Annotated in this window: 23 protein-coding genes and 1 pseudogene; 2 read left to right on the top strand and 22 right to left on the bottom strand. The window is 72.2% G+C overall.

Annotation, left to right across the window (positions count from 1 at the left end; translation table 11 throughout):
• Nucleotides 1–116: 116 nt before the first annotated feature.
• From hisH to hisD, 5 genes and pseudogenes are all read right to left on the bottom strand, one after another.
• Nucleotides 117–767 (bottom strand): annotated as a pseudogene (gene hisH / locus ACFFIA_RS14440) (imidazole glycerol phosphate synthase subunit HisH); the annotation flags it as partial.
• Nucleotides 767–937, bottom strand: coding sequence for a CG2302 family histidine operon protein (locus tag ACFFIA_RS14435; protein WP_377250986.1), 171 nt, complete (start codon nt 935–937; stop codon nt 767–769). The gene ACFFIA_RS14435 and the pseudogene hisH, both read right to left, overlap by 1 nt.
• 253 nt (nt 938–1,190) lie before the next feature.
• The gene (gene hisB / locus ACFFIA_RS14430) at nt 1,191–1,802 is read right to left on the bottom strand and encodes an imidazoleglycerol-phosphate dehydratase HisB (RefSeq protein WP_377250983.1); all 612 of its coding nucleotides are present in this window, start codon (nt 1,800–1,802) and stop codon (nt 1,191–1,193) included.
• Nucleotides 1,799–2,860 carry a histidinol-phosphate transaminase gene (locus tag ACFFIA_RS14425; protein ID WP_377250980.1) on the bottom strand — a complete coding sequence of 354 codons (1,062 nt, stop codon included), beginning with the start codon at nt 2,858–2,860 and terminating at the stop codon, nt 1,799–1,801. Before ACFFIA_RS14425 ends, hisB begins: the two co-directional genes overlap by 4 nt.
• 126 nt (nt 2,861–2,986) lie before the next feature.
• Nucleotides 2,987–4,357 carry a histidinol dehydrogenase gene (gene hisD / locus ACFFIA_RS14420; protein WP_377250977.1) on the bottom strand — a complete coding sequence of 457 codons (1,371 nt, stop codon included), beginning with the start codon at nt 4,355–4,357 and terminating at the stop codon, nt 2,987–2,989.
• Nucleotides 4,358–4,444: 87 nt separating this feature from the next.
• On the opposite strand from hisD, the gene ACFFIA_RS14415 reads away from it, so the two are divergent.
• Complete coding sequence (locus ACFFIA_RS14415; protein WP_377250974.1) at nt 4,445–5,170, top strand: LON peptidase substrate-binding domain-containing protein; 726 nt, start codon at nt 4,445–4,447, stop codon at nt 5,168–5,170.
• Between the two features lie 198 nt (nt 5,171–5,368).
• Here the strand turns inward: ACFFIA_RS14415 and ACFFIA_RS14410 are convergent, their stop codons facing one another.
• The 7 genes from ACFFIA_RS14410 to ACFFIA_RS14380 form a co-directional block, all read right to left on the bottom strand.
• On the bottom strand, nt 5,369–6,241 hold the full coding sequence (locus ACFFIA_RS14410; protein ID WP_377250971.1) for a DUF2567 domain-containing protein: 873 nt from the start codon (nt 6,239–6,241) through the stop codon (nt 5,369–5,371).
• A 97-nt stretch (nt 6,242–6,338) separates the two neighbouring features.
• Nucleotides 6,339–10,979: a DNA polymerase III subunit alpha gene (gene dnaE / locus ACFFIA_RS14405; protein WP_377251265.1), complete on the bottom strand. Its 4,641-nt coding sequence runs from the start codon at nt 10,977–10,979 to the stop codon at nt 6,339–6,341.
• Nucleotides 10,980–11,114: 135 nt separating this feature from the next.
• On the bottom strand, nt 11,115–12,731 hold the full coding sequence (locus ACFFIA_RS14400; protein WP_377250968.1) for a MinD/ParA family ATP-binding protein: 1,617 nt from the start codon (nt 12,729–12,731) through the stop codon (nt 11,115–11,117).
• Between the two features lie 223 nt (nt 12,732–12,954).
• Complete coding sequence (locus ACFFIA_RS14395) at nt 12,955–13,968, bottom strand: hypothetical protein (protein WP_377250965.1); 1,014 nt, start codon at nt 13,966–13,968, stop codon at nt 12,955–12,957.
• A gap of 53 nt (nt 13,969–14,021) precedes the next feature.
• Nucleotides 14,022–14,948, bottom strand: coding sequence for an RluA family pseudouridine synthase (locus tag ACFFIA_RS14390; RefSeq protein ID WP_377250963.1), 927 nt, complete (start codon nt 14,946–14,948; stop codon nt 14,022–14,024).
• A complete protein-coding gene (gene lspA, locus ACFFIA_RS14385; RefSeq protein WP_377251263.1) occupies nt 14,945–15,517 on the bottom strand; it encodes a signal peptidase II in 573 nt (190 codons plus the stop codon). Before lspA ends, ACFFIA_RS14390 begins: the two co-directional genes overlap by 4 nt.
• A 441-nt stretch (nt 15,518–15,958) precedes the next feature.
• Nucleotides 15,959–16,378 (bottom strand): TraR/DksA family transcriptional regulator, encoded by a 420-nt coding sequence (locus tag ACFFIA_RS14380; RefSeq protein ID WP_377250960.1) that lies wholly within the window; start codon nt 16,376–16,378, stop codon nt 15,959–15,961.
• Between the two features lie 10 nt (nt 16,379–16,388).
• On the opposite strand from ACFFIA_RS14380, the gene ACFFIA_RS14375 reads away from it, so the two are divergent.
• Entirely contained in the window at nt 16,389–17,339 is a 951-nt protein-coding gene (locus tag ACFFIA_RS14375; RefSeq protein WP_377250957.1) for a hypothetical protein, read from the top strand.
• A gap of 4 nt (nt 17,340–17,343) precedes the next feature.
• On the opposite strand, the gene ACFFIA_RS14370 is transcribed toward ACFFIA_RS14375, so the two are convergent.
• The 10 genes from ACFFIA_RS14370 to murC all read right to left on the bottom strand — a co-directional run bounded on the left by ACFFIA_RS14370 (nt 17,344) and on the right by murC (nt 26,407).
• Nucleotides 17,344–18,849: a potassium/proton antiporter gene (locus ACFFIA_RS14370; RefSeq protein ID WP_377250954.1), complete on the bottom strand. Its 1,506-nt coding sequence runs from the start codon at nt 18,847–18,849 to the stop codon at nt 17,344–17,346.
• Entirely contained in the window at nt 18,849–19,145 is a 297-nt protein-coding gene (locus tag ACFFIA_RS14365) for a DUF167 domain-containing protein (protein ID WP_377250951.1), read from the bottom strand. The genes ACFFIA_RS14370 and ACFFIA_RS14365 overlap by 1 nt, the downstream gene beginning before the upstream one ends.
• Before the next feature lie 47 nt (nt 19,146–19,192).
• On the bottom strand, nt 19,193–19,942 hold the full coding sequence (locus tag ACFFIA_RS14360) for a hypothetical protein (protein ID WP_377250948.1): 750 nt from the start codon (nt 19,940–19,942) through the stop codon (nt 19,193–19,195).
• A gap of 47 nt (nt 19,943–19,989) precedes the next feature.
• Complete coding sequence (locus tag ACFFIA_RS14355) at nt 19,990–20,799, bottom strand: DivIVA domain-containing protein (protein WP_377250945.1); 810 nt, start codon at nt 20,797–20,799, stop codon at nt 19,990–19,992.
• A 50-nt stretch (nt 20,800–20,849) separates the two neighbouring features.
• On the bottom strand, nt 20,850–21,146 hold the full coding sequence (locus ACFFIA_RS14350) for a YggT family protein (RefSeq protein ID WP_173033127.1): 297 nt from the start codon (nt 21,144–21,146) through the stop codon (nt 20,850–20,852).
• Between the two features lie 28 nt (nt 21,147–21,174).
• Nucleotides 21,175–21,933, bottom strand: coding sequence for a cell division protein SepF (locus ACFFIA_RS14345; protein WP_377250942.1), 759 nt, complete (start codon nt 21,931–21,933; stop codon nt 21,175–21,177).
• A gap of 128 nt (nt 21,934–22,061) precedes the next feature.
• Nucleotides 22,062–22,781 carry a YggS family pyridoxal phosphate-dependent enzyme gene (locus ACFFIA_RS14340; RefSeq protein ID WP_377250939.1) on the bottom strand — a complete coding sequence of 240 codons (720 nt, stop codon included), beginning with the start codon at nt 22,779–22,781 and terminating at the stop codon, nt 22,062–22,064.
• Between the two features lie 163 nt (nt 22,782–22,944).
• The gene (gene ftsZ, locus ACFFIA_RS14335; protein WP_377250936.1) at nt 22,945–24,054 is read right to left on the bottom strand and encodes a cell division protein FtsZ; all 1,110 of its coding nucleotides are present in this window, start codon (nt 24,052–24,054) and stop codon (nt 22,945–22,947) included.
• 152 nt (nt 24,055–24,206) lie between these two features.
• Nucleotides 24,207–24,998 carry a cell division protein FtsQ/DivIB gene (locus ACFFIA_RS14330; protein WP_377250933.1) on the bottom strand — a complete coding sequence of 264 codons (792 nt, stop codon included), beginning with the start codon at nt 24,996–24,998 and terminating at the stop codon, nt 24,207–24,209.
• Complete coding sequence (gene murC / locus ACFFIA_RS14325; RefSeq protein ID WP_377250930.1) at nt 24,995–26,407, bottom strand: UDP-N-acetylmuramate--L-alanine ligase; 1,413 nt, start codon at nt 26,405–26,407, stop codon at nt 24,995–24,997. The genes ACFFIA_RS14330 and murC overlap by 4 nt, the downstream gene beginning before the upstream one ends.
• Nucleotides 26,408–26,479: the final 72 nt, after the last annotated feature.

Raw genomic sequence — 26,479 nt, 5'->3', positions numbered from 1 at the left:
CCGGGAGCCGCACCGCCGGGAGCCGCGCCGCCGGGAGCCGCACCGCCGGGAGCCGCGCCGCCGGGAGCCGCACCGCCCGACGCGGCGCCGAGGCTGGCGTCGGGCGAGGATGCGCCGGGCAGGGTCGCGACCCAGTTGCGCAGCAGGGCCGCCCCCGCGTCACCGGACTTCTCGGGGTGGAACTGGGTCGCCGACAGCGGCCCCCGCTCCACCGCCGCGACGAACGGCACGTCGTGCGTGCAGGTGGCCACGCCGGGGCCGGTGCCGAACGCCGCGTACGAGTGGACGAAGTAGAAGCGCGTGCCCGGCGCCATCCCGGCGAAGAGCACCGAGTCGGCGGGCGGGTCGACGGTGTTCCAGCCCATGTGCGGCACGCGGGCGGCGGGCAGCCGGGTCACACCGCCGGGGATGAGGCCGACGCCCTTGGTGATGGTGCCGTGCTCGTCGCCGTACTCGAAGAGGATCTGCGCGCCCACGCAGATGCCGAGCACCGGCCGCCCGGCGGCGACCCGCTCGGCGATGAGCGGGGCGGCACCGAGCCGCTCGACGCCGGCCATGCACGCCGCGAACGCGCCGACACCGGGCACCACCAGGCCGTCGGCCGCGGCCGCCACCGCCAGGTCGGAGGTGACGGTCACGTCGCCGCCGGCCCGCGCGAGGGCACGCTCGGCCGAGCGGAGGTTGCCCGAGCCGTAGTCGAGGATCACCACGCGCGCGGCCGACCGCGGAACCGTGGAGCGCGGCGGCGCGATCTCGTCGGATGGCATCAGCCCTCCCCGGGGATCAGCCACAGCACGCCGCCGCCGGCCGCGAGGGCGGCGAGGACCGCGACCAGCCCGATCGCGCCACGCCCGGCGCCCTGCTTGTGCAGCGACCAGGCGCCGCCGGCCAGCACGCCGGCGAGGGCGAAAAGGGCGACTGGCAGTACAGAATTCACGCCGCCCGCCTTTCGCGCCCGACCGTCAGGGTCAACCGCGGGCGACCGCCAGCAACGGCAGGCCACCGAACCTCGCCGCCACCGGAAGGGGCCAGCCGCCGAAGCCGGCCACCGCTGAGAACGCCGGGCCGCCGAAATTCGCTCGCCAGCGGGCCACCGCCGGAAAGGGCGGGCCGCCGAAACTCGCCGCCGCCAGAAGGGGCCAGCCGCCACAGGCGGCCGCCGCCGAGAACGCCGGGCCGGCGAAGCTCGCTCACAGCGTGCCCTTCGTGCTCGGCACCGCGCCCGCCGCGCGGGGGTCGATCGAGGTCGCCTCGCGCAGGGCGCGCGCCACCGCCTTGAACTGCCCCTCCACCACGTGGTGCGCGTCGGGGTGACCACCGGGGCGGGCCGCCCGCAGCACCGTCACGTGCAACGTGATCTTCGCCGCCTGCCCGAACGACTCCCACACGTGGCGGGTCATGCTCGTCGGGTAGACCGGGCCGATGTAGGGCGCGAGGGCGGGCTCGTCGTGCACCACGTACGGCCGGCCGGAGAGGTCGACCGCGGCCTGCACCAGCACCTCGTCCATCGGCACGACCGCCGAGCCGTAGCGCCGGATGCCCGCCTTGTCGCCCAGCGCGTCGGCGAAGGCCGCCCCCAGCGCCAGCGCGGTGTCCTCCATCGTGTGATGCGCGTCGATCTCCAGGTCGCCGACCGTGTGGACGGTCAGGTCGAAGCCGCCGTGCCGGGCGATCTGGTTGAGCATGTGGTCGTAGAAGCCGACCCCGGTGCTGATCTCGCCCTTGCCGGTGCCGTCGAGGTCGAGCTCGACCAGCACCTTGGTCTCCTTGGTGACCCGTTCGATCCGGGCGGTGCGACTCAAGGGAGGACCTCCATAGCCGAAAGGAACGCGTCGGTCTCAGCGGGGGTGCCGGCGGTCACGCGCAGCCAGCCGGCCAGCCCGACGTCGCGCACGAGCACACCACGGTCGAGCAGGTCCCGCCATACCTTTTTCTGGTCGCCACCGGTTTCGTACAAGACGAAATTGGCGTCACTGTCGGCGACCCGGAAGCCGCGGTCGCGCAGTGCGCGCACGATGCGGTCGCGCTGCTCTTTGATCGCCTCGACGGTGGCCAGCAGCGCCCCGCGGTGGGCGAGCGCCGCGCGGGCCGCGGCCTGGGTGAGCGAGGAGAGGTGGTACGGCAGGCGGACGAGCTGCACCGCGTCGACCACCCCCGGGTCGGCCGCGAGGTAGCCCAGCCGGCCGCCGGCGAACCCGAACGCCTTGCTCATCGTGCGGCTCACCACCAGCCGCTCGTGCCCCGGCAGCACGCTCAGCGCGCTCGGCGTGCCCGGCCGGGCGAACTCCGCGTATGCCTCGTCGACCACCACCATGCCCGGCGCCGCGTCGAGCACGGCGGCCACCACGGCCGGGTCGAGCGCGGTGCCGGTGGGGTTGTTGGGCGAGCAGAGGAAGACGATGTCGGGGCGGTGCCGCTCGACCTGCTCGACCGCGTGTGCGGCGCTCAGCCCGAAGTCTTCGGCCCGGTAGCCGTCGACCCACGCGGTGCCGGTGCCCTTGGCCAGGAGCGGATGCATCGAGTAGGCCGGCGTGAAGCCCAGCGCGGTGCGCCCCGGCCCGGCGAAGGCCTGGAGCAGCTGCTGCTGCACCTCGTTGGAGCCGTTGGCCGCCCACACCTGCTCGGCGGTGAGCCCGTGCCCGAGGTAGCCGGCCAGGTCGGCGCGGAGCGCCACCGCGTCGCGGTCGGGGTAGCGGTTGAGGTCGCGCAGCTCGGCCTGGAGCGCCTTGGCGATCGCCTCGACGACCGCGTCGGGCACCGGGTACGAATTTTCGTTGGTGTTGAGGAGCACCGGCACGTCGAGCTGGGGCGCGCCGTACGGTGTCAGCCCTCGCAGATCGTCACGGATCGGGAGACTCACTGGGCCTGCCTTTCGCTCGCGACCGCAGGGCTCAGTCGCCGCGCTCCTTCACTCCTCGCGCTCACTGGGCCCGCCCTTCACTCGCGACTGCGGGGCTCAGTCGCTGCGCTCCTTCACTCCTCGCGCTCACTGGGCCTGCCTTTCGCTCGCGACTGCGGGGCTCAGTCGCCGCGCTCCTTCACTCCTCGCGCTCGCGGAAAACCGCGCCTCCACTGCCTGGCCGTGCGCCGGCAGGTCCTCGACCGTGGCGAGCGTGACCACGTGGCCGGCCACGTCGCGGAGGGCCGCCTCGTCGTACTCGATCACGTGGATGCCGCGCAGGAACGACTGCACCGACAGCCCCGAGGAGTGGCGCGCGCAGCCGCCGGTGGGGAGCACGTGGTTGGAGCCGGCGAGGTAGTCACCGAGCGAGACCGGCGACCACGCGCCCACGAAGACCGCGCCGGCGTTGCGGACGCGCAGCGCCCAGACCCGCGCGTCGACGGTCTGGATCTCAAGATGCTCCGCCGCGTACGCGTCGACGACCCGCAGGCCCTGCTCCAGGTCGTCGACCAGCACGGCGCCCGACTGCGGGCCGGTCAGCGCCTCGGTGATCCGCCCGGTGTGCTTGGTGGCGGCCACCTGGCGGGCCAGCTCGACCTCGACCGCCTCGACCAGCGCCGCCGAGGGCGTGACCAACACGCTCGCCGCGAGCGGGTCGTGCTCGGCCTGGCTGATCAGGTCGGCCGCGACGTGCACCGGGTCGGCCGTGTCGTCGGCGAGGATCGCGATCTCGGTGGGCCCCGCCTCGGCGTCGATGCCCACGACCCCGCGCAGCAGCCGCTTGGCAGCGGTGACCCAGACGTTGCCCGGCCCGGTGATCATGTCGACCGGCGCGACCCGCTCGCCGGCCGGGTCGTCGGACCCGTACGCCAGCATCGCGATCGCCTGGGCGCCGCCCACCGCGTACACCTCGTCGACGCCGAGCAGCGCGCACGCGGCGAGCACGCGGGCGTCGGGCAGGCCGCCGTTTTCCACCTGGGGCGGGCTCGTGATCACCAGCCCTTCGACGCCGGCGACCTGGGCGGGCACGACGTTCATGACCACGGTCGACGGGTACATGGCCAGGCCGCCCGGCACGTAGAGCCCCACGCGGGAGACCGGCACCCACCGCTCGGTGACCGTGCCGCCCGCCACCACCCGCGTGGTCACGTCGGTGCGCCGCTGGTCGGAGTGGACCTTGCGGGCCCGGCTGATCGCCTCGGTCAGCGCCGCCCGCACGTCGGGGTCGAGCGCCCCCTCCGCGGCCGCGATCGCCTCGGCCGGCACTCGCAGCCCCTCCAGCCGCACCCCGTCGAAGCGCTCGGTCGCCTCCCGGATCGCGGCGAACCCATGCTCCCGCACCGCCTCCACGAGCGGACGGATCGTGTCGACCGCTGCGGAGACGTCGAGCTGGGCACGGGGCAGCAGGCCACGTGGGTCGGTGGCACTGCCGCGCAGGTCGATCCGGTTAAGCACGTACCGAGTTTATGCGGCATCTCTCCCGACCCATCCACGCCCGTCCGGCCGGTCCAGGCACTGAGACTCCTCCGTTAGGCTTCTTGGATGAGTCCGCGGCTACCGGTCTTTCCGTTGGGAACGGTGCTCTTCCCCGGGCTCGTGCTCCCCCTGCACATTTTCGAGGAGCGCTACCGCGAGCTGGTGCGCCACCTCGTCGCGCTGCCCGACGACACGCCCCGCGAGTTCGGTGTGGTGGCGATCCGGCGCGGCTGGGAGGCGCCCCTCTCGACCGCCCCCGGTGCCAGCGCGCCCGCCGCCGACGTGAGCCTCCACGAGGTGGGGTGCACCGCCGAGCTGCGCCAGGTCACCGAGCTGCCCGACGGGCGCTACGACATCGTCACCGTCGGCCGCCGCCGCTTCCGCCTCAACGACGTCGACACCGACTCCCAGCCGTACCTCACCGGTGAGGTCGAGTGGCTCCCCGAGCCAGACGGCCAGGAAGACCTCGCCGACCTGCTGGCGCCACGGGTGCTGTCGGTGTTCCGGCGGTATCTGCGGCTGATGCGGGCCGACGGGGCCAGCGACGACACGCTCGACCTGGCCGAGGTGAGCGAGCAGCTCCCGGAGGACCCCACCGTGCTCTCCCATCTGGTCGCCGCCACGGCCGCGCTGACCGTGGAAGACCGCCAGCGCCTGCTCGCGGCCGACGACACCGCGACCCGGCTCCGCGCCGAGCTGCGCCTGCTCAACCGCGAGGCGGCGCTGCTGGGCCGGGTACGCGCAGTGCCGGTCCCCCTGGCCGAGCTGGCCGTCCCGATCAGCGCCAACTGAGCGGCGGCCCGCCGGCGCTGGAGGCCGTCGTCCGGTCATGGTCCACCGGTGAGCGGCCGGGCCGGGGTTTGTGGACCGCGGAGGATGCGGCCGCGGGAAAGCACCCCAAGAAGACGCTCCGCTGCGCTCCACGTCTCCCCGGGGACCCCGCGCAGCGGCATGGACCGCGACGGACATCGCGGCAGCCCGAAAGAATCGTCAGGAGCGGTCCGGGCCCGGTGGCGGCGAGGCCCACGGGCCGGCGCCGGGCATGGTGTCCTTCGCCGGACCGCCGTCGATCCCCATGCCGTTGACCTGCTGCGGGCGCCAGTCAGGCCCAGGAGCCGGCGGTATCGGCGGCGGCTGCCACGCGCCGGCCGGCGGCACCGCACCGCTGCCCGGCGCGGCCTCCAGCGCCAGCGGCGGCCGCGAGCCCGGCTCCAGGGCGAGCAGCGGACCCGGCGCGAGCATCGGCTCGGGCTCCGTCTCGGGGACGAGCGAGGGGTAGCGCGACCAGCCGGCGAGCAGCGTGTAGGTGACCACCGCCCCGAACGCGGGGAGCAGCAGGTCGCCCTGGAGCGTGGGGATCACGCCCCACAGCCACTCGAAGCCACCGGCCCGCAACTCGGCGGGCTGGCTGAGCGGCGTGCCAACCGGCGCGCTGGCGGCCAGCCTGTCGAACTCGTCATGCCCGACGACGCTCCCCAGCCACCATGCGACCACCGCCGCGCCCACCGTGCCCACGGTGAGGCCGAGCAGCACGAGCGGGCCACGCTGGCGGCGCAACAGCAGCCACACCATGATCGCGGCGACGATGCCGAACCCCAGCCCGAGCAGCGTGAACCAGCCATCCGCCGCCACGAACTCCTCCGGCTGCGGGTCGGTCAGCCGCGCCCCGCCCTCCGTCTTGATCAGCGGTACGTCCGGCGCCAGCGCCGACCACAGCCAGCCGAGCGGCCCGCCGAGGATGGTCAGGCCGAGCGCCACGACCAGCGCGGCAGCCAGCGGGGACCAGAGCTTGCGCCGCGCCTCCGCGCCGGCCTCCCCCGGACGCGGGGCGCCCGGCTCACCGCCGTCCATGGTCGCGCTCACCGCCCGATCTTCTCAGGCCCGCGGGGCGCCCGGCGCGACAGGTCCACCACCGCCACGCGACCTGCCCCGGTGGAGCGGCGGCCTGCCATCGCCAGGCTCAGCCGGCGACCGCGGCGGGGCCGAGGAGCGCCTTGAGGTCGGCCATCAGCGCGGTGCTCGGCGCGACCCGGGTCGGGCCGAGCCGCAGCACGGTGGCCCGCGAGCCGTTGACAAGCTTGACGTGCACCTCGGCCGAGCCGGGATGGCTGCTCAGCACCTCGCGCAACCGCTCGACCAGCGGCGGCGTGCACCGGGACGGCGGCAGCGCCAGCACGACCGGCTTGACCTCGTCGGCGGCGGTGATGTCGGGCAGCGACATGTCCATCGCCATCAGCCTCGGCTGGTCGTCGCGCCGGTCGACCCGCCCCTTGACCACCACGATGGCGTCCTCGGCGATGTACTGGCCGACGATCTCGTACGTGTTGGGGAAGAACAGCACCTCGACCGCGCCACCGAGGTCTTCCAGCGTGGCCGAGGCCCAGGCCCGCCCCTGCTTGGTGATCCGCCGCTGCACGCCGGAGAGGATGCCGGCGAGCGTGATCACCGCGCCATCCGAGACATTGCCCTCCTCGGCGAGCGCGGAGATCGACATGTCGGCGGCGTCGCGCAGCACGTGCTCGACGCCGAAGAGCGGATGGTCGGAGACGTACAGGCCGAGCATCTCCCGCTCGAACGTGAGCAGGTCGCCCTTGTCCCACTCGCCGGTCGGGATCTGCGGCGTCACCTCGATCGGCGCGCCGCCGGCGTCACCGCCGCCGAAGAGGTCGAACTGGCCCACCGCCTCGTTGCGCTTGGTGTCCATGAACGAGTCGATCGCGTCGGCGTGCACCGCGAGCAGTCCCTTGCGCGTGTGCCCCATCGAGTCGAACGCGCCCGCCTTGATCAGCGCGTCGACCGTCTTCTTGTTGCAGGCGACCGCGTCGACCTTGCGCAGGAAGTCGTAGAAGTCGGTGTAGGCGCCCTTCTCCTTGCGGCACCGCATGATCGCCTCGACCACGTTGGTGCCGACGTTGCGCACCGCGGCGAGGCCGAAGCGGATGTCCTGTCCCACGGCCGCGAACCGGGCCATCGACTCGTTGACGTCCGGCGGCAGCACCTTGATGCCCATCCGCCGGCACTCGGCCAGGTAGACCGCCGACTTGTCCTTGTCGTCGCCGACCGAGGTGAGCAGACCGCTCATGTACTCGGCGGGGTAGTTGGCCTTGAGGTAGGCGGTCCAGTACGACACCACGCCGTACGCCGCGGAGTGGGCCTTGTTGAACGCGTAGTCGGAGAACGGGACCAGGATGTCCCACAGCGTCTTGATCGCCGCATCGGAGTAGCCGTTGGCCTTCATGCCGGCCGAGAACGGCTGGAACTCCTTGTCGAGGATCTCCTTCTTCTTCTTGCCCATCGCCCGGCGCAGCAGGTCGGCGGCGCCGAGCGTGTAGCCGGCCACCTTCTGCGCGATCGCCATGACCTGCTCCTGGTAGACGATCAGCCCGTAGGTGTCGCCCAGGATGTCCGCGAGCGCGTCGGCCAGCTCGGGATGGATCGGCACGACCGGCTTGCGGTTGTTCTTGCGGTCGGCGTACTCGTTGTGGGCGTTGGCGCCCATCGGGCCGGGGCGGTAGAGCGCGCCGACCGCGGAGATGTCCTCGAAGTTGTCAGGGACCATCGAACGCAGCAGCGCCCGCATCGGACCGCCGTCGAACTGGAAGACGCCGAGCGTGTCACCCCGGGCGAGCAGCTCGTAGGTCGGCTTGTCGTCGAGCGGCAGATCTTCGAGCACGACGTCGATGCCCCGGTTGTCGCGGATCGCGTCCAGGCAGTCGTCGAGGATCGTGAGGTTGCGCAGGCCGAGGAAGTCCATCTTCAGCAGGCCGATGGACTCGCAGGCGCCCATGTCCCACTGCGTGATGATCGCGCCGTCCTGCTCGCGCTTGTGGATCGGCAGCACGTCGACCAGCGGGTCGCGGGAGAGGATCACGCCGGCCGCGTGCACGCCCCACTGCCGCTTGAGCCCTTCGAGCCCTTTGGCGGTGTCGACGATCTTCTGCACCTCGCCGTCGCTGTCGTACAGCTGGCGGAACTCGACGGCCTCGGGGTAGCGCGGATGGCTGGAGTCGAAGATGCCGCCGAGCGGGATGTCCTTGCCCATCACGGCCGGGGGCATCGCCTTGGTGATCTTGTCGCCCATCGCGAACGGGTAGCCGAGCACGCGGGCCGCGTCTTTGATCGCAGCCTTCGCCTTGATCGTGCCGTACGTGATGATCTGAGCGACCCGCTCCTCGCCGTACTTTTCCGTCGCGTACCGGATCATGTCGCCACGCCGGCGCTCGTCGAAGTCCATGTCGATGTCGGGCATCGAGATGCGGTCGGGGTTGAGGAACCGCTCGAACAGCAGGCCGTGCTGCATCGGGTCGAGCTCGGTGATGCCCAGCGCGTACGCGATCAGCGCGCCCGCCGCGGAGCCACGCCCCGGACCGACCCGGATGCCCTCCCGCTTCGCGTACGCCACGAGGTCGGCGGTCACCAGGAAGTAGCCCGGGAAGCCCATCTTGATGATGACGTCGAGCTCGTACTCCGCCTGGGCCCGCCGGTCGTCCGGTACGCCCTGCGGGAAGCGCCGCTCCAGCCCGCGCATGACCTCCTTGCGCAGGAACGACTCCTCGCTCTCCCCCGCCGGCACCGGGAACTGCGGCATGAGGTTGCGCGAGGCGAACAGCGCCGAGTAGTCGCCGACCTTCTCCGCGATCTCCAGCGTGTGGTCGCAGGCGCCGGGCACCTCGGAGTCCCACAGCTTGCGCATCTCGGCCGGCGACTTGAGGTAGAAGTCGCGGGCGTCGAACTTGAACCGCTTGGGGTCGGCGAGCGTCGAGCCGGACTGCACGCAGAGCAGCACCTCGTGCGCGTCGGCGTCGCGGTCGAACGTGTAGTGCAGGTCGTTGGTGGCCACCGGCTTGAGGTTGAGCCGCTTGCCGAGGCGGATCAGGTCGGCGCGGATGCGGGTCTCGATGTCGAGCCCGTGGTCCATCACCTCGAGGTAGAAGTTGTCCGGGCCGAAGATGTCGCGAAACTCCGCCGCCGACGCGCACGCCTTCTCGAAGTCGCCGATGCGCAGCCAGGTCTGGATCTCGCCGGAGGGACAGCCGGTGGTGGCGATGAGGCCCTTGGCGTATCGGTTGAGCAGCTCGCGGTCGGCGCGCGGCTTGTAGAAGTAGCCCTCCAGGCTGGCGAACGAGCCGAGGCGGAAGAGATTTTGCAGCCCTTCGGCGTCGGCCGCGAGCATGGTCATGTGCGTGTAGGCGCCGCCGCCGGAGACGTCGTTCTCCCCACCGTCGGCCCACCGCACACGGGTCCGATCCCGCCGGTCGCTGTTGGGCGTCAGGTACATCTCGCAGTTGTGGAGGATGAAGTCGGAGACGTAGGAGTTGTCTTCCTCGACCTCGAAGTTGAAGACCTCCGTCCGGAGATGGAACGCCTCCACCTCCGCGATGGGACGGTAGACGTACCGCTCGTCTTCGAGAGTGCGCGCGTACGCACGGCGCGGTGCGTAGCTGACGACGTACCAGCGCCGGGGCGTGTCCTCCTGGTCCGGCGAGAGGCCACCACCGACAGCGCCCTCGGTGACGGTGACGAAATGCCCGAGGTCGGCGAGAAGAGCACGCGTTCCCCAGGCGAGCGAGCGGGAGGCAGTCTTCAGATTGCGGAAGCCCGCCGGGTTGGAAGGACTCGACGGGTTTCGCCCGTCGCCGTCGAGCAGCCCTTCCAGGAAGCCCTCCCGCGCTTCGCGGGGGCCGCAGAGAATCTCCTCAGGAACCCTCTTGTGGTGCGCTCCCTTGCCGACGAGAGCCGCGCACACGTGCGCCAACGGCACGTTGCGGCACCGGACCTCCAGCAGGCCGCGCTCTGGCCGCTCGTACACCTGAGTCGGGGTGCCGTAGCGGGAGAGGATGGTCGCGACCCGGCCGGCCAGGTGACGCTCGGAGATGTTCAGGCTGAAGGTGATGCCACCGGTCAGCATGCCCTCGCGGACCTGGAGGCTTCCCTCCGCCGCGTACAGACCGAGCAGGTATCCGAAGTCGGCGTCCAGCTCCAGGACGGCCGGAACCATCGGCCACGTCTCATCCGCGCGGAAACGCGAAGGGTACGAGCGGACGATTGTGCCGCCGACCTCGCGAAAACCCTCGGGAAGCAGCGGCAGGATCTCGACGGTGCCGCTCTGCTCCGAGAGCTTCGGCAGGCACACCCAGGAATTCCACCTGCGAGCCCCGAGCTTCGCGGTCGTCGAGGGGCGCCCGGCGTCGATGTCACCTGGCTTGCGCCAGTCGACGATGCCCTCCGAGTCGCGCACGAGCACCGGATGCTCCTCCGTGAGGGTCAAGGTGCGCCCGTAGCGCCCGGCCAGGGCGATGCGGTATGCCTTCCCCTCGTACGGCCGGCGCATGGTCGCCGTCACGCGCCGGAACCGACCCTTGTGCGTGAGCACACGATCGCCCACACGCACGTCCTCGACCTGCTTGACCCCATCCGCGGTGATGATCTCCTGGCCAGCGACGAGGCAACCGATGATCGGCTTGACCCCGGCGCCAGTGGCCTGCTTGAAGAAGTCGTAGGCCCCGAAGAGGTTGCCATGGTCGGTCATCGCGAGCGCCGGCATCTCCAGCCGCTTGGTCTCGCTGAAGAGGTCTTTCAGGCGGGCAGCGCCGTCGAGCATCGAATACTCGGTGTGCACGTGCAGGTGCACGAACGAGTCGTCAGACACCCTACGGCCCCCCTCGTTCGCACTAGCGGTCAGCGGTGAGGCTGAGCCTAGCCCGCAGGTCCGACACGCCGAAGATGGCGCACCGGCTCAGCGCACGAAAGGCTCCAACATCACAGAGGCGGCCTTGAGCCATGCCGCGCGGGTCTCCGGCTGCAACTGGTTGTACTCGATCGAGGAGCCGGTCTCGAGCGCCGGGTCGTACGGCACCACGGCCACCGCCCGGGTACGCGTCGCGAAGTGCCGGGCCAGGTCGTCGAGCAGCGGCGAGTGCCCCGGCGTCGGGCAGGACAGCAGCGTCACCGCGTTGGCCGCCAGCTCGCCCATGCCCACCTCGTCGAGCAGGTCGAGCATCCAGTCGGCGGTGAACGCGGCGTCCTCGCGCGGCACCGTCGTGATCACGAGCTGGTCGGCCGCCTGGAGCACGGTCTGCCAGTTGGCGCTCTCCACGTTGTTGCCGGTGTCGACGCAGATCACGTCGTGGGTGCGGCGCAGCAGCTCGAGGACCCGACGCACCGTGTACTGGTCGAGGCGCTGGGCGAACCGCGGGCTCTCCTCGCCGGCCAGCACGTCGTACGACCCGTCGGAGGCGTGCCGCAGGTAGTCGTCGAGCTCCTCCTTGAGTTCGAGCCCGTGGTGCGCCTCGACGTCGGCCAGATCGGCGATCAGGTGCCGGATCGTGCGGGCGTGCCGCGCGCTGCCGGCCCGCAGGCCGAGCGTGCCGCGCAGCTCGTTGTCGTCCCAGGCCAGCACGCCTCGGCCGCGCACGCTGCCGACCGTCGCCGCGGCCAGCACGGTCGCGGTGGTCTTGTGCACGCCGCCCTTGGGGTTGGCGAACGCGAGCACCTTGGGCATGCCCAGGTCGCGCCGGAGCACGCTGACCGCCCGTTCCACCTCCGCGTCGGGGCGGGTCTGCCGGAACTCCACCTGCGGCGCGTATCCGTTGTCCTGCTGCTGCGGCGGCGGAGCCGCGGGTCGGGGTGGCGCCGGCGGCTGCCAGCCGCCCTCCTCCAGCTCGGCCCACCGGCTGTATCCGCCGCGCGCCGCCGCCTCGCCCCGCGTGGCCGGCTCGCGGGGAGCTGGCTCGCGCGGCGGGACCGGGTCGCGCACGACGGCCGGGCCGGGGCGCGCCGCCATCCGCGGGTCGCCGGTCATCCGCGTGTCCTGGGTCGGGTAGCCGGAGTCGGGGTAGCGCGGCTCGCCGCGGCGGCCGTCGCCGTATCGCTGGTCGGGGTAGCGCGAATCGCCGTAGCCCTGGTCGCCGTAGCGCGCGTCGGGCGGATAGCCGTCGTCGGTGGACGGATAGCCGTCGTCGGTGGAGTAGTCGACCGGGCTCCCGTACGCCCCGGGCGGCGCGTAGCCGCCGCTGGCGCGCGAACGCCCGTTGGCGCCGTTTGCCGCGCCGTTCGCCCCGCGCGGGCGTGGCGGCGGCCCGTCGTAGCCGCGACCGCCGTCGTAGCCACCGCGCTCCTCACGGACGTCGTCCCACCGGTCGTCGAAGCCGCCGTCGAGCGGTCGTGGCGGTGGCAGGTCGAACGCCGGGCCGTCGTCGCGGCCGTCGAGCGGGCTCGGGGCCCGCCGCCCTCTCGGGTCGAGGCCCACCTCAGGCTGCTCACCGGTGCGGCCGCCACGAGCACGGTCGAGCAGCGCCCGCCAACGCGGCGCTGGTTCCGCAGGCCGGCCCCAGCCGGTCTCGGTGCCCTCCACGGCTCGCCCCTCCCAGCGCCATATCGGTCCCGCCCTGACAGGCTACGAACAAATCCTTATTCAGACCACACCATCGGTCCAACGACCGAAGCACACACGGTGCGTCACCGAGCTCCCTTCGCCGGCCACTCCGCTGTGGACACGAACCTCACCGGCCAACGGTTCAACGCGTGGTGGTGATCCCGGATGCTGCCGCGAGCGGTGACCGTCGCGGCACGCCGCGTCACTGAGCCGCCGAGGGCGAACTCGCTGGCTCGGTGGGCGGCAGCGACACGGGCGGCGAGGTCGGGGCCGGCGAGGGGGTGGTCGGCGCCGGGGAGGGCGGCGCTTCGCTGGTCACGACCGGCGTGGGGGCCACGGTGGCGCTGGTCGGGGTGGGCTCGACGGTCTTCGTCGGCGCGGCGGACGGTGCGGGCGACGGGAGGGCGGTGTCGGCCGGCGGGCGCACGATGTCGTCCTGCTCGGGCAGCGGCGGCAGGAACACGGCCCGGTCGAGGCGGCGCACCTCGGGGGCGGGGTCGACGGCGCGCACCTCGGCCCGCGCGGAGAGCTGCTCCAGGGCGGATGGTGTGGCGCGAATCACCGCGGCGTAGACGCACGAGCATGACGATCGGTAGGCAGTCGCCTCCGCCGTGGCGACCTCGGCACCGCTGTCGTAGACCTGGCGCAGCTGCCGCTCCCGGTCGCTGTCGCCGGTGAGGGTGTTGCTCAGCGTCCGGTACTCCGCGGCCTCGGCCTCTTTCCGCTCGGCCACCTCCGCCATGCCGGCCACCACGTCGCCGGGGATGCGCGCCGCCGGGATGTGCACGATCTGCGTCTGCGTCTCGGGCAGCGGGACCCGCCCGAGGACCTGGGCGACCGAGACGCCCCGCAGTACCGCGGTGAGCCGGTCGGGCGCCAGGTAGCCGGTGAGCGTCACCAGCGCGTAGGTGTCTCCGGTGGACGGTGGGGTGGCGAGCATCTGGGCCAGCTCCTGGCGGCTGGACGCGACGTACCCGGGGATGGACTGCCCGTCGATCACGCCGACCCGCACCACCTCGCCGACCGTGGGGTCACCGGCCGGCACCCGCCGGTCGGCGGCCCACACCGCGGTCAGCAACACCGCCGTCGCCGAGAGGAGAGCCGCGCCCGACAGCACCCGCATCCGGAGGCGCCCCTGTGCCAGCCGCGACATGGCCCGTGCCAGGGGCGGCAACAACCGGCTGTCCAACCGGCGCAGCAGGTCGCCAGTGCGCACGGTGTAGCTCTCCCTCTGTGGTGACCCTCGACGTAGTGCCTCGACCGGGCCGGTCAGGCGGCGTCACGGAGCGTGTACAACGCGTGCGCCAGGTCATCAGGGTAGTCGCTGACGAAGCGAACTTCTTCCCCCGTACGGGGGTGCAGGAAGCTGAGCGCACGGGCGTGCAACCACTGTCTGGACAGCCCTAAACGGGCAGCGAGTGTCGGGTCCGCACCGTACGTCAGGTCACCTACGCACGGGTGCCGCATGGCCGAGAAGTGGACCCGGATCTGGTGCGTACGGCCGGTTTCCAGTCGTACGTCGGCGAGGCTGGCGGTGGGAAATGCCTCCAATGTGTCATAGTGCGTGATGCTCGGTTTGCCGCCCGACACCACCGCCCACCTGTAGTCGTGTGTGGGGTGGCGGTCGATCGGCGCGTCGATCGTGCCGCGCAGCGGGTCGAGGTGCCCCTGCACCACCGCGTGGTAGCGCTTCTCCACCTCGCGCTCCTTGAATGCGCGCTTCAGCACCGTGTACGCGTGCTCGCTCTTCGCCACCGCCATCACCCCGGTCGTACCGACGTCGAGGCGGTGCACGACGCCCTGCCGCTCGGCCGCGCCGCTGGTGGAGATGCGGTGGCCGACCGCCGCGAGACCACCGATCACCGTCGGGCCGGTCCACCCTGGACTCGGGTGCGCGGCCACGCCGACCGGCTTGTCCACCACGACGATGTCGTCGTCCGCGTAGATGACCCGCAATCCGGGTACGGCCTGGGGCACGACCTCCACCGGCGACGGCGGCGCGGGCAGCGTGACCTCCAGCCAGGAGCCGGCGGTCACCTTGTCGGCCTTGGGGCGCGGTACGCCGTCGACCAGCGCGTCACCCGCCTCCACGAGGGCGGCGGCGGCGCTGCGGGAGAGTCCGAACAGGCGCGAGACGGCCTGGTCGAGGCGCAGGCCGTCGAGCCCGTCCGGCACGGGGACGGAACGGGTGGTCACGTGGTCTCCTTGCGCTCCTTCGCGCGGATGCGGGTGCCGTCGCGCTGGCGTCCGGTGAACTCCAGTGCGATCGCCAGGATCACCCCACAGGTGAGCGATGAGTCAGCCGCGTTGAAGATCGGAAAGTACTGCCCGTTGGGGCCGAAGACGCTCACCATGTCGACCACGTGCCCCATGAACGGGCCGGGCGCCCGGAAGATCCGGTCGGTGGCGTTGCCGAGCGCGCCGCCGAGCACCAGCCCGAGCGCCAGCCCCCACGGCACGGAACGCAGCCGCAGCGCCATCCACACGATCCACACGACGACGCCGCAGGTGATCAGCGGGAAGATGAACGTGTAGTCGCGGCCCAGGCTCCAGGCCGCCCCGCTGTTGCGGGTCAGGCTGAGGTAGACGGCGCCGCCGAGCAGGCGCACCGACTCGTCATCATCCACATAGGAGAGTGCGAGCTGCTTGGTGACCTGGTCGATGAGCACCACGACGGCGGCGGTGGCGACCAGGAGCCACACCGCCAGCCGCCTGGCCGGCAGTGGCCGGCGCTCGCCAACCGCTTCTTCCGTCTCCGTGCTCAGCTGTGACACCTTTCGTTCGCGACCGCGGAGCCAGCGGACGGACGCGCGCCGACGGCCGTGGACCGTCGGCGCGCACTCCGTACGCTCACCGAGCCTACCTTCGTTCGCGACTGCGGGGCTCGCGACCACAGCGTGCACCGACGACCACAGGCCGTCGAAGCTCACTCCTCGCGCTCACCGAGCCTACCTTCGTTCGCGACTGCGGGGCTCGCGACCACAGCGTGCGCCGACGACCACAGGCCGTCGAAGCTCACTCCTCGCGCTCACCGAGCCTACCTTCGTTCGCGACTGCGGGGCTCGCGACCACAGCGTGCACCGACGACCACAGGCCGTCGAAGCTCACTCCTCGCGCTCACCGAGCCTACCTTCGTTCGCGACTGCGGGGCTCGCGACCGCAGCGTGCGCCGACGACCACAGGCCGTCGAAGCTCACTCCTCGCGCTCACCGGCGCTCCTCCAACTGCTTGCATGTCACGCACAGCGTCGCCGAGGGGAACGCGGCGAGCCGCTCCACCGGGATCGGGTTGCCGCACCGCTCGCACCAGCCGTAGTTGCCCTCGTCGAGCCGCTCCAGCGCCCGCTCCACCTGACTGATCCGGTCGAGGATGCCGTTCGCCAGAGAGATCTCCTGCTCCCGCTCGAACGTCTTCGTGCCCGTGTCGGCCTGGTCGTCGCCGGCCGAGTCGGTCAGCCGCTCGCGCTGAAGCTCGGTGATCTCGCTCAGCGTCTGATCGTACTCCGACTGCAACTCGTCCCGGCGCCCAGCCAGGGCGGCCCTGATCTTCTCTGTCTCCGCCGCGCTGCGGGTCCCCTTCGCCGGCTTGCGGCTGGTGGCGGTCTTGGTGTCAGCTGGCTTCGCCATCGTCGCTCCCTTGGCCGCGGTGTCCGCGGCGATAGGCGGGGCCTGGGTGGCCGCGGTCGGTGTGGTGGTGTTCGCAGCGCTGCCGGCCTGGTGGGCCGGAGCCACGGCCTCCACCGGCGCCACGTCCGGCGCCGGTGTCTGTGGTGGTGCGCCCGCGCCGGTCACCGTGGTCGGTCCGGTCGCGGCGGTGGCGGGGGTCGCCTTCTTACCTTTGGTGGCTTTGGTGGTGCTGGCGCCTTCTGTCGTCTTGACACCTTGCGCGCCCTTGGCCTCTTTCTTCACGCCAACGGCCTTCGCGGTCGCGCCTTTCCCCGGCGCGGCTTTTCCGGTCGCCGACCTCGCGGGCGCCGCCTTGGCAGGCACGCCCTTCGCCGACGTCGCCTTCGCGGACGCCGCCTTCGCGGACGCCGCCTTCGCGGACGCCGCCTTCGCAGGTGCAGCCTTCGCGACCGCCGCCTTCGCAGGCTCGGCCTTCGCGGACCTCGTCTTCGCAGGTGCGGCCTTCGCGGGCGCGGCCTTCGCGGGCGCGGCCTTCGCGGGCGCCTTGGCCCCGGCTGCCTTCTTCGCGGCCTTCTTGCTCGTGGAGGTGCCGGCCCGCACCGGGCCCGGCGATGCCTTGCGGGCCCCGGTCGCCGCCTTCTTCGCCGCGCTCCCGGACCCGCTCCGGGCCGGTCCGGAGGCCGCCTTGGCCTTGGTCGCGGACACACTCGCGGTGCGCTGCGCCGCGGCCCGAGTGCCCCCGGTGCGTGTGCCCGCACCGCCCTTCGATGCCGCCTTGCGCGCGGCATTCGCCCGCTCGGCCATCGCGTCCCCCACTTGCAAAACGGGCGCGCGACGGGATCGCCGCGCACTCCGGTGGCTGGCAAGAATACGGAACGTGAAGACGTCCGACAACATGCCGCACCGCTCGTACCCAATTCAGAGGCCGCTAAACCCACAAACCGGGCAAAAGACACTCTAGTCGATCATTTGTCCCGGTCGTCGCCATACTCGGAGAACCACCTCGCCAACCTGCCCCGGCGGCTCACCGCGCGCAGCCTCCGCTCTGCCGCGTCGCGTGCCTCGGTGGTGGCGACGATGAGCATGTTGTCCCCCACCTTGAGGCGGGTACCGGGGTCGGGTACGAAGCCCACGCCGTCGCGCAGCACGAGCGTGACCGCCGCGCCGACCGGCAGGCGCAACTCGTCCACGTGTACGCCGGCCAGCCGCGACCCCTCCGGTATCTCGAGCTGCAACAGGTCGGCCCGCATGTGCTCGAGCGGCGCGCTGTCCACGCGGATCTCGGTGGCCTCGGCCGGCGCGTTGACCCGGAGCAGGCGGGCGACCGGCGCGAGCGTGGCGCCCTGCACCAGCGTGAAGATGACCACCAGCACGAACACCACGTCGAAGAGCTGCGTCGCGCCCGCGAGCCCGGCCGAGAGCGGCACGGTGGCGAACACGATCGGCACCGCCCCGCGCAGCCCCGCCCACGAGAGGAACGCCTGGTCGCGCATGCCGACCCGGAACGGCGTCGCGGAGAGCACCACCGCCAGCGGCCGGGCGAGCAGCACCAGCGCGAGCCCGGTCACGATCGCCGGTAGCAGCGCGTCGCCCAGCCGCGCCGGCGAGGCGAGCAGCCCGAGCAGCACGAAGAGGCCGATCTGGGCCAGCCACGCCAGCCCGTCGGCGAAGCCGAGGATGGCCTGGCGGTGCGGGAGCCGTGCGTTGCCGAGCACCACGCCGGCCACGTACACGGCGAGGAAGCCGGAGGCGTGCGCGACCGCGCCGGCAGCGTACGCGAGCACGGTCAGCCCCACCGCGGCGATCGGGTAGAGCCCGGCCGACGGCAGCGCGGCCCGCCGCAGCGCCCACCGCCCGCCCACACCGACCAGGTAGCCGATCGCCGCGCCGGCCGCGAGTTCGTAGATGACGACGAGCGCCTCGTACCACCAGGGGTGGGCACCGTCGAGCGTCCGGGCGGAGAGCAGGATGACGAGGAGTACGGCCGGGGCGTCGTTCATGCCGGACTCGGCCTCGAGCGTGGCCACGAGCCGGGGCGGCAGCCGCAGCCGGCGGAGCGTGGCGAAGACCGCCGCCGCGTCGGTGGAGGAGAGCACCGCACCGTAGAGGAGCGCCAGCCGCCAGTCGAGGTCGAGCACCAGGTACACGGCGAGGCCGACGACCGCCGAGCTGGCGAGCACGCCGAGGGTCGCGAGCGTGGCCGACACGCCGAGCACCGGCCGGAGCATGCCCCACCGCGCGGTGAGCCCGCCCTCGGCGATGATCACGATCAGCGCGCAGAAGCCGAGCACGCGCGTGAGCTCGGCGTTCTCGAAGTCGATGCCCAGGCCCGACTCGCCGAGCGCGACGCCGATCGCCAGGTAGACCAGGAGGCTCGGCAGGCCCAGGCGGGTGGAGAGGCGCACGGCACCGACGGCGACGAGCACGACGACCGCCCCCACGAGCAGGACGATGTCCAGCCGGTCGGCCACTAGGACGTCTCGCGCAGCGCGGCGAGGCGGTCGGCCAGATGCGCCGCGTCGCTGACCTCGAAGAGCTTGTCTCGGCTGGCGGCGCCGGAGCGGAGCGTGACCTGCGCCGGGCGCACCCCCAGCGCGTCAGCCAGTGCGCGCCGCGCCGCCTCGGTGGCCCGCCCGTCGACCGGTGGCGCGTGCACCGCGACGACGAGCGCCGGACCGTACGGCCCGTCGTGCCGCCCGCCGACCCGAGCCCGCGCCGCGCCCGGCTTGACCCGGACGGGCACCGAGAGCGAGGCGGACGTGACCATGCCTCATTGTGCCGGGAGGAGGGTCACCGCAGGATAGTCGGGCAGGTCTAGACGCGGCGGGCGTCGGCGAGCAGCGCGCTGTCGGGCTCGCAGCGGCTGCACGGGCTGAAGCCCAGCTCGACCGCCTCGCCCACCGGGATCGGCTCCTTCTCCCGGCCGAGCAGGTGCACGCAGCCGGAGAGGTGGTAGCGCGGGCGGCCGTCGATCACGAGCACCTCGGCCGTCATCCGGGCGACCCGGGCGGCGTCGGCCGGCGAGATGTACTGCGCGGCCGGCTCGTCCGGCGGGTCTTCGTCGTCGAGGATGTCGGCCGTGGTCTCGTCGGTGCTGGCGAGGTCGGCCGGCGGGTAGTCGAGCGCCGGGCGGCTCGGGTATTCGACCTCCGGGGCCCCCGCGGAAACGTGGAGCGCGGCGGAGCGGTTTTGCGGGGTGAACTCCGGCTCGGCCACCGCGACCGGCGACTCGAAGAGCATGGTGCTGTCGGACTGCCGTCCGGCGGCGGCGTAGACCGGGCCGGCGCGGCGGGCGAGAGGCTCGGAGGCGCGGGCCGCGGTCAGCGCCCGGCGCTCCCACTCGCCCTCCTCGGCCTCGTCGCCGGCACGCTCCCGCTCGTCGTCGTCGGCGAAGCCGGCGTCCGCACGGGCGGCGGCTGCCTGTCGGGCGCCGACGACCAATGCGACGGCGGCCACCAGGCTCGCCGCGATGGAGCTGATCAGCAGCGCGCTCGACCCGTAGGCCAGGCCGAGCACGAGCAGCGTGACGGCGACGAGGATGAGCAGCAGACTTCCGACGATCACGGCTCACCCCCGCCGCATAAACGGCTTTTCTCGTTTGGACTTTCGGTTTAGCGGCCGGATTCGAGCGCGCCCGAACGGCCCCCGCCGTACGACCCGGCCAGACCCGCGGTCGCCAAGCCACCGCTGCCGCTCTGGACCCGGTTGCTGTCGGCCCGGTTCATCTCCGCCTCGAGGCCCTGCCCCCGACCGTCGAGGTCGCGCAGCTGGCTCTCCAGGTAGGCCTTGAGCCGGGTGCGGTACTCGCGCTCGAACTGCTTGAGCTCCTCGATGTGCTTCTGGAGGGCGGTGCGCTTGGCGTCGAGCCCGCCCATCGCCTCCTGGTGCCGCTGGCGTGCGTCGCGCTCCAGGGCGTCGGCCTTGGCCCGCGCCTCGCGGGTGACCTCCTCCGCCTTGGACCGGGCGTCGGACAGCAGCTTGTCGGACTCGCGCCGGGCGTCGGCGACGTGGTCGTCGGCCGTGCGCTGGGCCATCATCAGGACCCGGAGGGCCTGCTGCTCTCCGTCGCCCCCCACGACCGGGCCGCCCTGTGAGCGCACCTGCTCGAGCTCGGCCTGCATGGCCCGGGCCGCCTGCTCGGCGGCCGCCTTGTCCCGCTGGACGCGGTCAAGCTGGGCCTTCATGTCGTTGAGCTCGGCGGCAAGCCTCGGGTCGGCACCCGGGCCGGCTGGCGCGCCACCCCGCCCGCCGCCCCCACGCTCGACCTGGGCACGAAGCTCGTTGTTCTCTTCGATCAGACGAGCGAGTTCGCGCTCAACCTCGTCAAGGAAGGCGTCGACCTCCTCCTCGTCGTACCCCCGCTTGCCGATCGGAGGCTTCTTGAAGGCGACGTTGTGAACGTCGGCCGGGGTGAGCGGCATCGAAACTCCTCGGGTCAGTTGAGGCCGCGTAGCGGCTGGTCACCAGCTGTTCAGCTGGTGATCAACCGCCCTACCACGTACATCAGCACGAACAGAATAACCAGCAACACAAGGGAGGCTAGGTCGAAGCTGACAGTACCAATTCGCAGTGGTGGGATCACACGCCTCAACGCCCGCAGGGGTGGATCGGTGACGGTCCACACGGACTCCAGTGCCGCCGCGGCGCCCCGGCTGGGCTGCCAGCGGCGACCGTACTGAAGGACCGCACCCAGGACAAACCGGGCAAGTAGGGTCAAGAAAAAGCCGTAAAGCACCAGGTACACGACTTGCAGGGTGATCGACAGCACGGCAGGCAGGGTCCCTCGGTCGGGTAATTTAGCTCAGGTTGAAAAACCCGCCCTCGGCGATCTTGGCCTTGTCCTCCGCGGTGACCTGGACGTTGGCCGGTGAGAGCAGGAACACCCGATTGGTCACGCGCTCGATCGTACCGCGCAGCCCGAACGCCAAACCGGCGGCGAAATCGACCAGTCGGCGGGCGTCCGCCTCATCCATCTCGGTGAGGTTAATGATCACAGGGACACCGTCGCGGAAGTGCTCGCCGATGGTCCGCGCCTCGCGGTACGTGGTCGGGTGGAGCGTGGTGATCTGGTAGCGCTGGTCCTCGTCGGCCACCACCGCCCGCTCGCGCAGCTGGACCTGTGGCGCGAGCGCGAGGTTCTCCCGAGTCGGATACGCGACCGGCTCCGGTGCGCTCGGTCGGGTGATCGAGCGCACGCTGGCCCGCTCGCCGTCGATCCGCTCCAGGTCTCCCCGGCCGGACGGCTCCCGCGAGGACAGCTCCCCGCGGGAGGACGAACGCTCCAGCGGGACGCGCTCGCCCAGCCGGGACCGCGTACGCGGCGCCACCGGCTCGTCGAGCTCCTCGTCCTCGTCGGCGAACTCCTCCGCGTACCGGCTCGTGCGGCTCTCCCAGCCGTCCCGCGGGTCTCGGTCGCGGTCGCGATCCCGGTCTCGGTCGCGGTAGCCGCTCTCGCGGTACCGGCTCTTGCTCTCGTAGCCGTCGTCGTAGGAGCGGTCGTCGTCCTCTTCCTCGACGAGACCGAGCCAGACCCCCGCCTTGCGCAGAGCGCTCACGCGCCCACCTCCCTCCGCCGGGCGGCACGCGCCCCCTGGCGTGCCACGTCGCGTTCCCGCACACCGGCCTGAGGCCCCACTGAGGAACCACGAATAACACTGGTGTAGTTCGGTGCCCGGCCGCCAGGCTACCGCAGCTTGGGACGGGTTCCGAGCACCGCGCTGCCGATCCTCACGTGTGTCGCGCCGTGCGCGATTGCCTGTTCCAGATCGGCGCTCATGCCCGCCGAGACGGCGACCGCGTTGGGGTACGCGGCCCTCAGCCGGACGGCCACCTCGGCCAGCCGCTCGAACGCCGCCTCCGGCGGCCAGCTCATCGGCGCGACCCCCATGATCCCGGACAGCCGCAGCGAGGCCGCCTCGGCCACCGTCACCGCCACCCGGTCGAAGTCGCGGTCCGGCTCCACTGTCGAGCCGACCACCGCGCCGCCACGGGACGGGTCGCGGTCGAGGCTCACCTGTACGAGCACGTCCAGCGGCCGCTCCCGGTGCCGGTCCGCCGCCCCGCCGAGCGCCCGGGCCAGCCGCACGCTGTCGACGGAGTGCACCACGTCGGCGTACTCCACAACCGATCGGCACTTGTTGCGCTGGAGCTGCCCCACGAAGTGCCACCGCACCTGCGCCCCGGTCGCCTCCACGGCGACCGCCTTGGGAGCCGCTTCCTGGTCGCGGTTCTCCCCCACATCGGTGACGCCGAGCTTGGCGAGCACCTGAACATCGCTTGCCGGATAGGTCTTCGTGACCACCACCAGCGTCACCTCGGCCGGATCCCGACCCGCCGCCGCGCACGCCGCACCGATGCGGTCCTGTACCGCCGCGAGTCCGGCCGCGATTTCTTCCTCGCGCACCGCTTTGCCTCTCTGCAGTCAGCGTCCCGCATGCCGCCGGCGGAGCAGCATGCGGGACGCTCTTGTCACGGAGCAGCCGTCAGAAAACCGTTGTTGCCGTCAGGAGTTGTTGCCGTCAGGCGTTGTTGCCGTCAGGAGTTGTTGCCGTCAGGAGTTGTTGCCGTCAGGAGCCGTTCTTCAGGAAATCTGGTACGTCCACATCGTCGAAGAGCACGCGGCGGGCGGGGGGCGGCGGAGCCGGCGAGACCGGCGGGGCGCTGGTCGGCACCGGCGTCTCGATGCGGGGCACCACCTTGCGGGGCGCCTCGGCCGGCTTGTACGCGGGCGCGCCGCCGTCGAAGCCAGCCGCGATCACGGTCACCCGCACCTCGTCGCCGAGCGCGTCGTCGATCACCGCGCCGAAGATGATGTTGGCGTCCGGGTGGGCCGCGTCGGTGACCAGCTGGGCCGCGTCGTTGATCTCGAAGAGGCCCAGGTCGGAGCCGCCGGCGATGGAGAGCAGCACGCCGCGGGCACCATCCATGCTCTGCTCGAGCAGCGGGCTGGAGATCGCCTTCTCGGCCGCCTCGACCGCCCGGCTGTCGCCCCGGGCGCTGCCGATGCCCATGAGCGCGCTGCCCGCGCCACTCATCACGCTCTTGACATCGGCGAAGTCCAGGTTGATCAGGCCGGGCGTGGTGATCAGGTCGGTAATGCCCTGCACACCGGAGAGCAGCACCTGGTCGGCCTGCCGGAACGCGTCCATCATCGAGATCCCGCGGTCGCCGAGCGCGAGCAGCCGGTCGTTGGGGATCACGATGAGCGTGTCGCACTGGTTGCGCAGCTCGTCTATGCCCGACTCGGCCTGCACCTGCCGGCGCTTGCCCTCGAACGAGAACGGCCGGGTGACCACGCCGATCGTCAGCGCGCCGAGCTTTCGTGCGATCTGGGCCACCACCGGCGCGCCGCCGGTGCCGGTGCCGCCGCCCTCGCCGCAGGTCACGAAGACCATGTCGGCGCCCTTGAGCACCTCTTCGATCTCGTCGCGGTGGTCTTCGGCGGCGTTCTTGCCGACATCGGGGTTGGCGCCGGCGCCGAGCCCTCGGGTCAGCTCGCGGCCGACGTCGAGCTTGACGTCGGCGTCGCTCATGAGCAGCGCTTGGGCGTCGGTGTTGATCGCGATGAACTCGACGCCCTTCAGGCCCACCTCGATCATCCGATTGACGGCGTTGACGCCGCCGCCACCGATGCCGACGACCTTGATGACCGCGAGGTAGTTGTGCGGTGGTGTCATCAGGTGCCTTCCCTCCGGGTCTGGCCAGGAACGACGAGCGAAGGCGTAACCCTCACCCTCTACTAGAGGCTTAGAGTTATGTCAACTACTGATCCTCTCCGGCAACGTATGCGGAGGTACGGCGCGATCCAAGGACCGACACGCCGAGCGCTTTACCGAATGGTGACGACTTCCGGCGCGCTGACGTCGATCTCGTCGCCCTTCTCCTTCAGCAACGCGGTCGCCACCTGAGACTTGGTGTCGCTCTGGCTGGAGTCGCCCCACACCACCAGCCGGCCCTCGCGCAGCTCAAGCTGGATCTCGGCCGGCCCCTTCACGACCACGGCGGAGAGCTGCTCACGCAGCTGCGGGCTGAGCGCCGCCAGCACCTCCAGCGCCGACCGCGTGGCGGCGTCGTCCGGACCCGGATCGGGTACGCGGACCAGAGGCAGCCCGCCCGGCCGCGAGGCGACCGTGTGGAACCCCACCCCGTGCTGGTCGACCAGCACGAACCTCTTGCCCTGCGGCACCACGGCCACCGGCTCGCGCTCCACGACCTCGATCGCGATCGTGCCGGGCCAGTCGCGGGAGGCGATCACCCGGTCGACCGGGGCGAGCGTGGCCAGCCGCCCCTCGATACCGCCGAGGTCGACACGGGCCAGCGCGACCCCGTCGGGCACGGCGGCGGCCGCCCGCACCTCGTCCTCGGAGAGGATCCCGGTGCCGGAGACGCGCACCTCGCGGACGCCGAAGACGCCCGTGCCGTAGACGACCCAGGTGACCAGCCCGGCCAACGCCAGGAGGCCGGCGAGCGTCGCCCACGGCAGCGCCGCCCGCAACCGCCGCCGCCGGGCCCGTGCCATGAAGCGGCGGACCGAGGCGGGTACGGCGTCGCTGTGCGCGCGGACCAGCCGCCAGCGCCGCGCCCGAACGGGCCCGGCGCCGCGGCTGCCCGGCGCGGTCATCGGTCGGACGCCTCCAGGGCGGCCAGCAGCTCGTCGCCCATCAGCGAGATCGGCGGGGCGCCCATCGTGACCACCACGTCGCCCGGACGGGCACGGCGGACGACCTCGGCGGGCACATCCTCCCAGGAGGGTACGAAGACCTTGTGCTCCTCCGGCAGGTCGACGGCGGCGGTCAGCGAGATGCCCCCCTCGCCCGGCTGGCGCACCTCCCCCGGCCCGAACACCTCCAGGATCACCACCTCGTCGGCGATGCCCAGTGCGGCGGCCAGCTCGGCCTGGAGGTCGCGGGTGCGGTAGACCCGGTACGGCTGGAAGACCACCAGGAGGCGCCCACCGTCGGCCACCTCGCGGAGCGTGTGCAGCGCCGCGGTCATCGACGTGGGGTGGTAGGCGTACTCGTCGTACACCGCCACGCCGCCCGCGACGCCCTTGCGCTCGAAGCGCCGCCGCACGCCGGGGAACGACCCGAGCGCCTGCACCGCCGACTCCAGCGGCAGGTCGAGCCGGATCGCGGCGAGCACGGCGGCCGCGCTGTTGAGGCCGAGATGGCGGCCGGGCACCGGCAGCGTGACCGTGCCGAGCGGCTTACCGTCCAAGGTGGCCTGGTAGCGCACACCGTCCACAGAGGAGACGATGTCGGTCAGGCGCAGGTCGGCATCCTCCGCCTCGCCGTACGTGTAGACGGTGCGCCCCTCGCCGCGCAACAGTTCGGCCAGCTCGCGTGTGCCGGGGTTGTCGGCGCAGGTGACCACGAAGCCGCCCGGCTGCACCAGCCGCGCGAAGTCGGCGAACGCGGCGGAGAGGCCGGCCAGGTCGCCGTACGTGTTGAGGTGGTCGGCGTCGATGTTGGTGATGATCGCGACGTACGGCCGGTAGAGCAGGAACGAACGGTCGCTCTCGTCCGCCTCGACCACGAAGTACGCGCCGGTGCCGTGGTGCCCGTTGGAGCCCGCCTCGGAGATCTCGCCGCCGATGACGAACGACGGGTCCTCGCCCGCCTGCTGGAGGATGAGCGTCGCCATCGAGGTCGTGGTCGTCTTGCCGTGCGTGCCCGCCACGGCGATCGCCCGCCGCCCGGTCATCGCCGCGGCCAGGGCCTCGGCCCGGTGCAGCACGCGCAGCCCGCGCCGCCGCGCCTCGACCAGCTCCAGGTGGTCCTGCGGGATCGCGGTGGAGTAGACGACCGTGTCCACACCGTCCAGGTTGGACGCCTCGTGCGCCATGTGGACGGTGCCGCCGAGCGCGCGCAGCCCGGCCAGCGACGGCCACTCGCGCAGCTCGCTGCCGGAGACCGGGACGCCACGCGTGAGCAGCAGCCGGGCCAGGCCGCTCATCCCCACGCCGCCCACACCGATCAGGTGGACGGCCCCGAGATCCTCCGCCGTCAGTTCATCCACCGGGGCGCTCACTGGGCCTCCTGGTTCGCTCGCTCGTGCGGCGCCAAAGGCGACGTCTTCCCTCCCGGCCCCGAAAGACCACCC

The organism is Phytohabitans kaempferiae, assembly GCF_042433955.1.
GTDB classification, from domain to species: Bacteria; Actinomycetota; Actinomycetes; order Mycobacteriales; family Micromonosporaceae; genus Phytohabitans; species Phytohabitans kaempferiae.
Note: the sequence above shows the minus strand (reverse complement) of the source record. Positions and strands in the feature narration are given on the sequence as shown.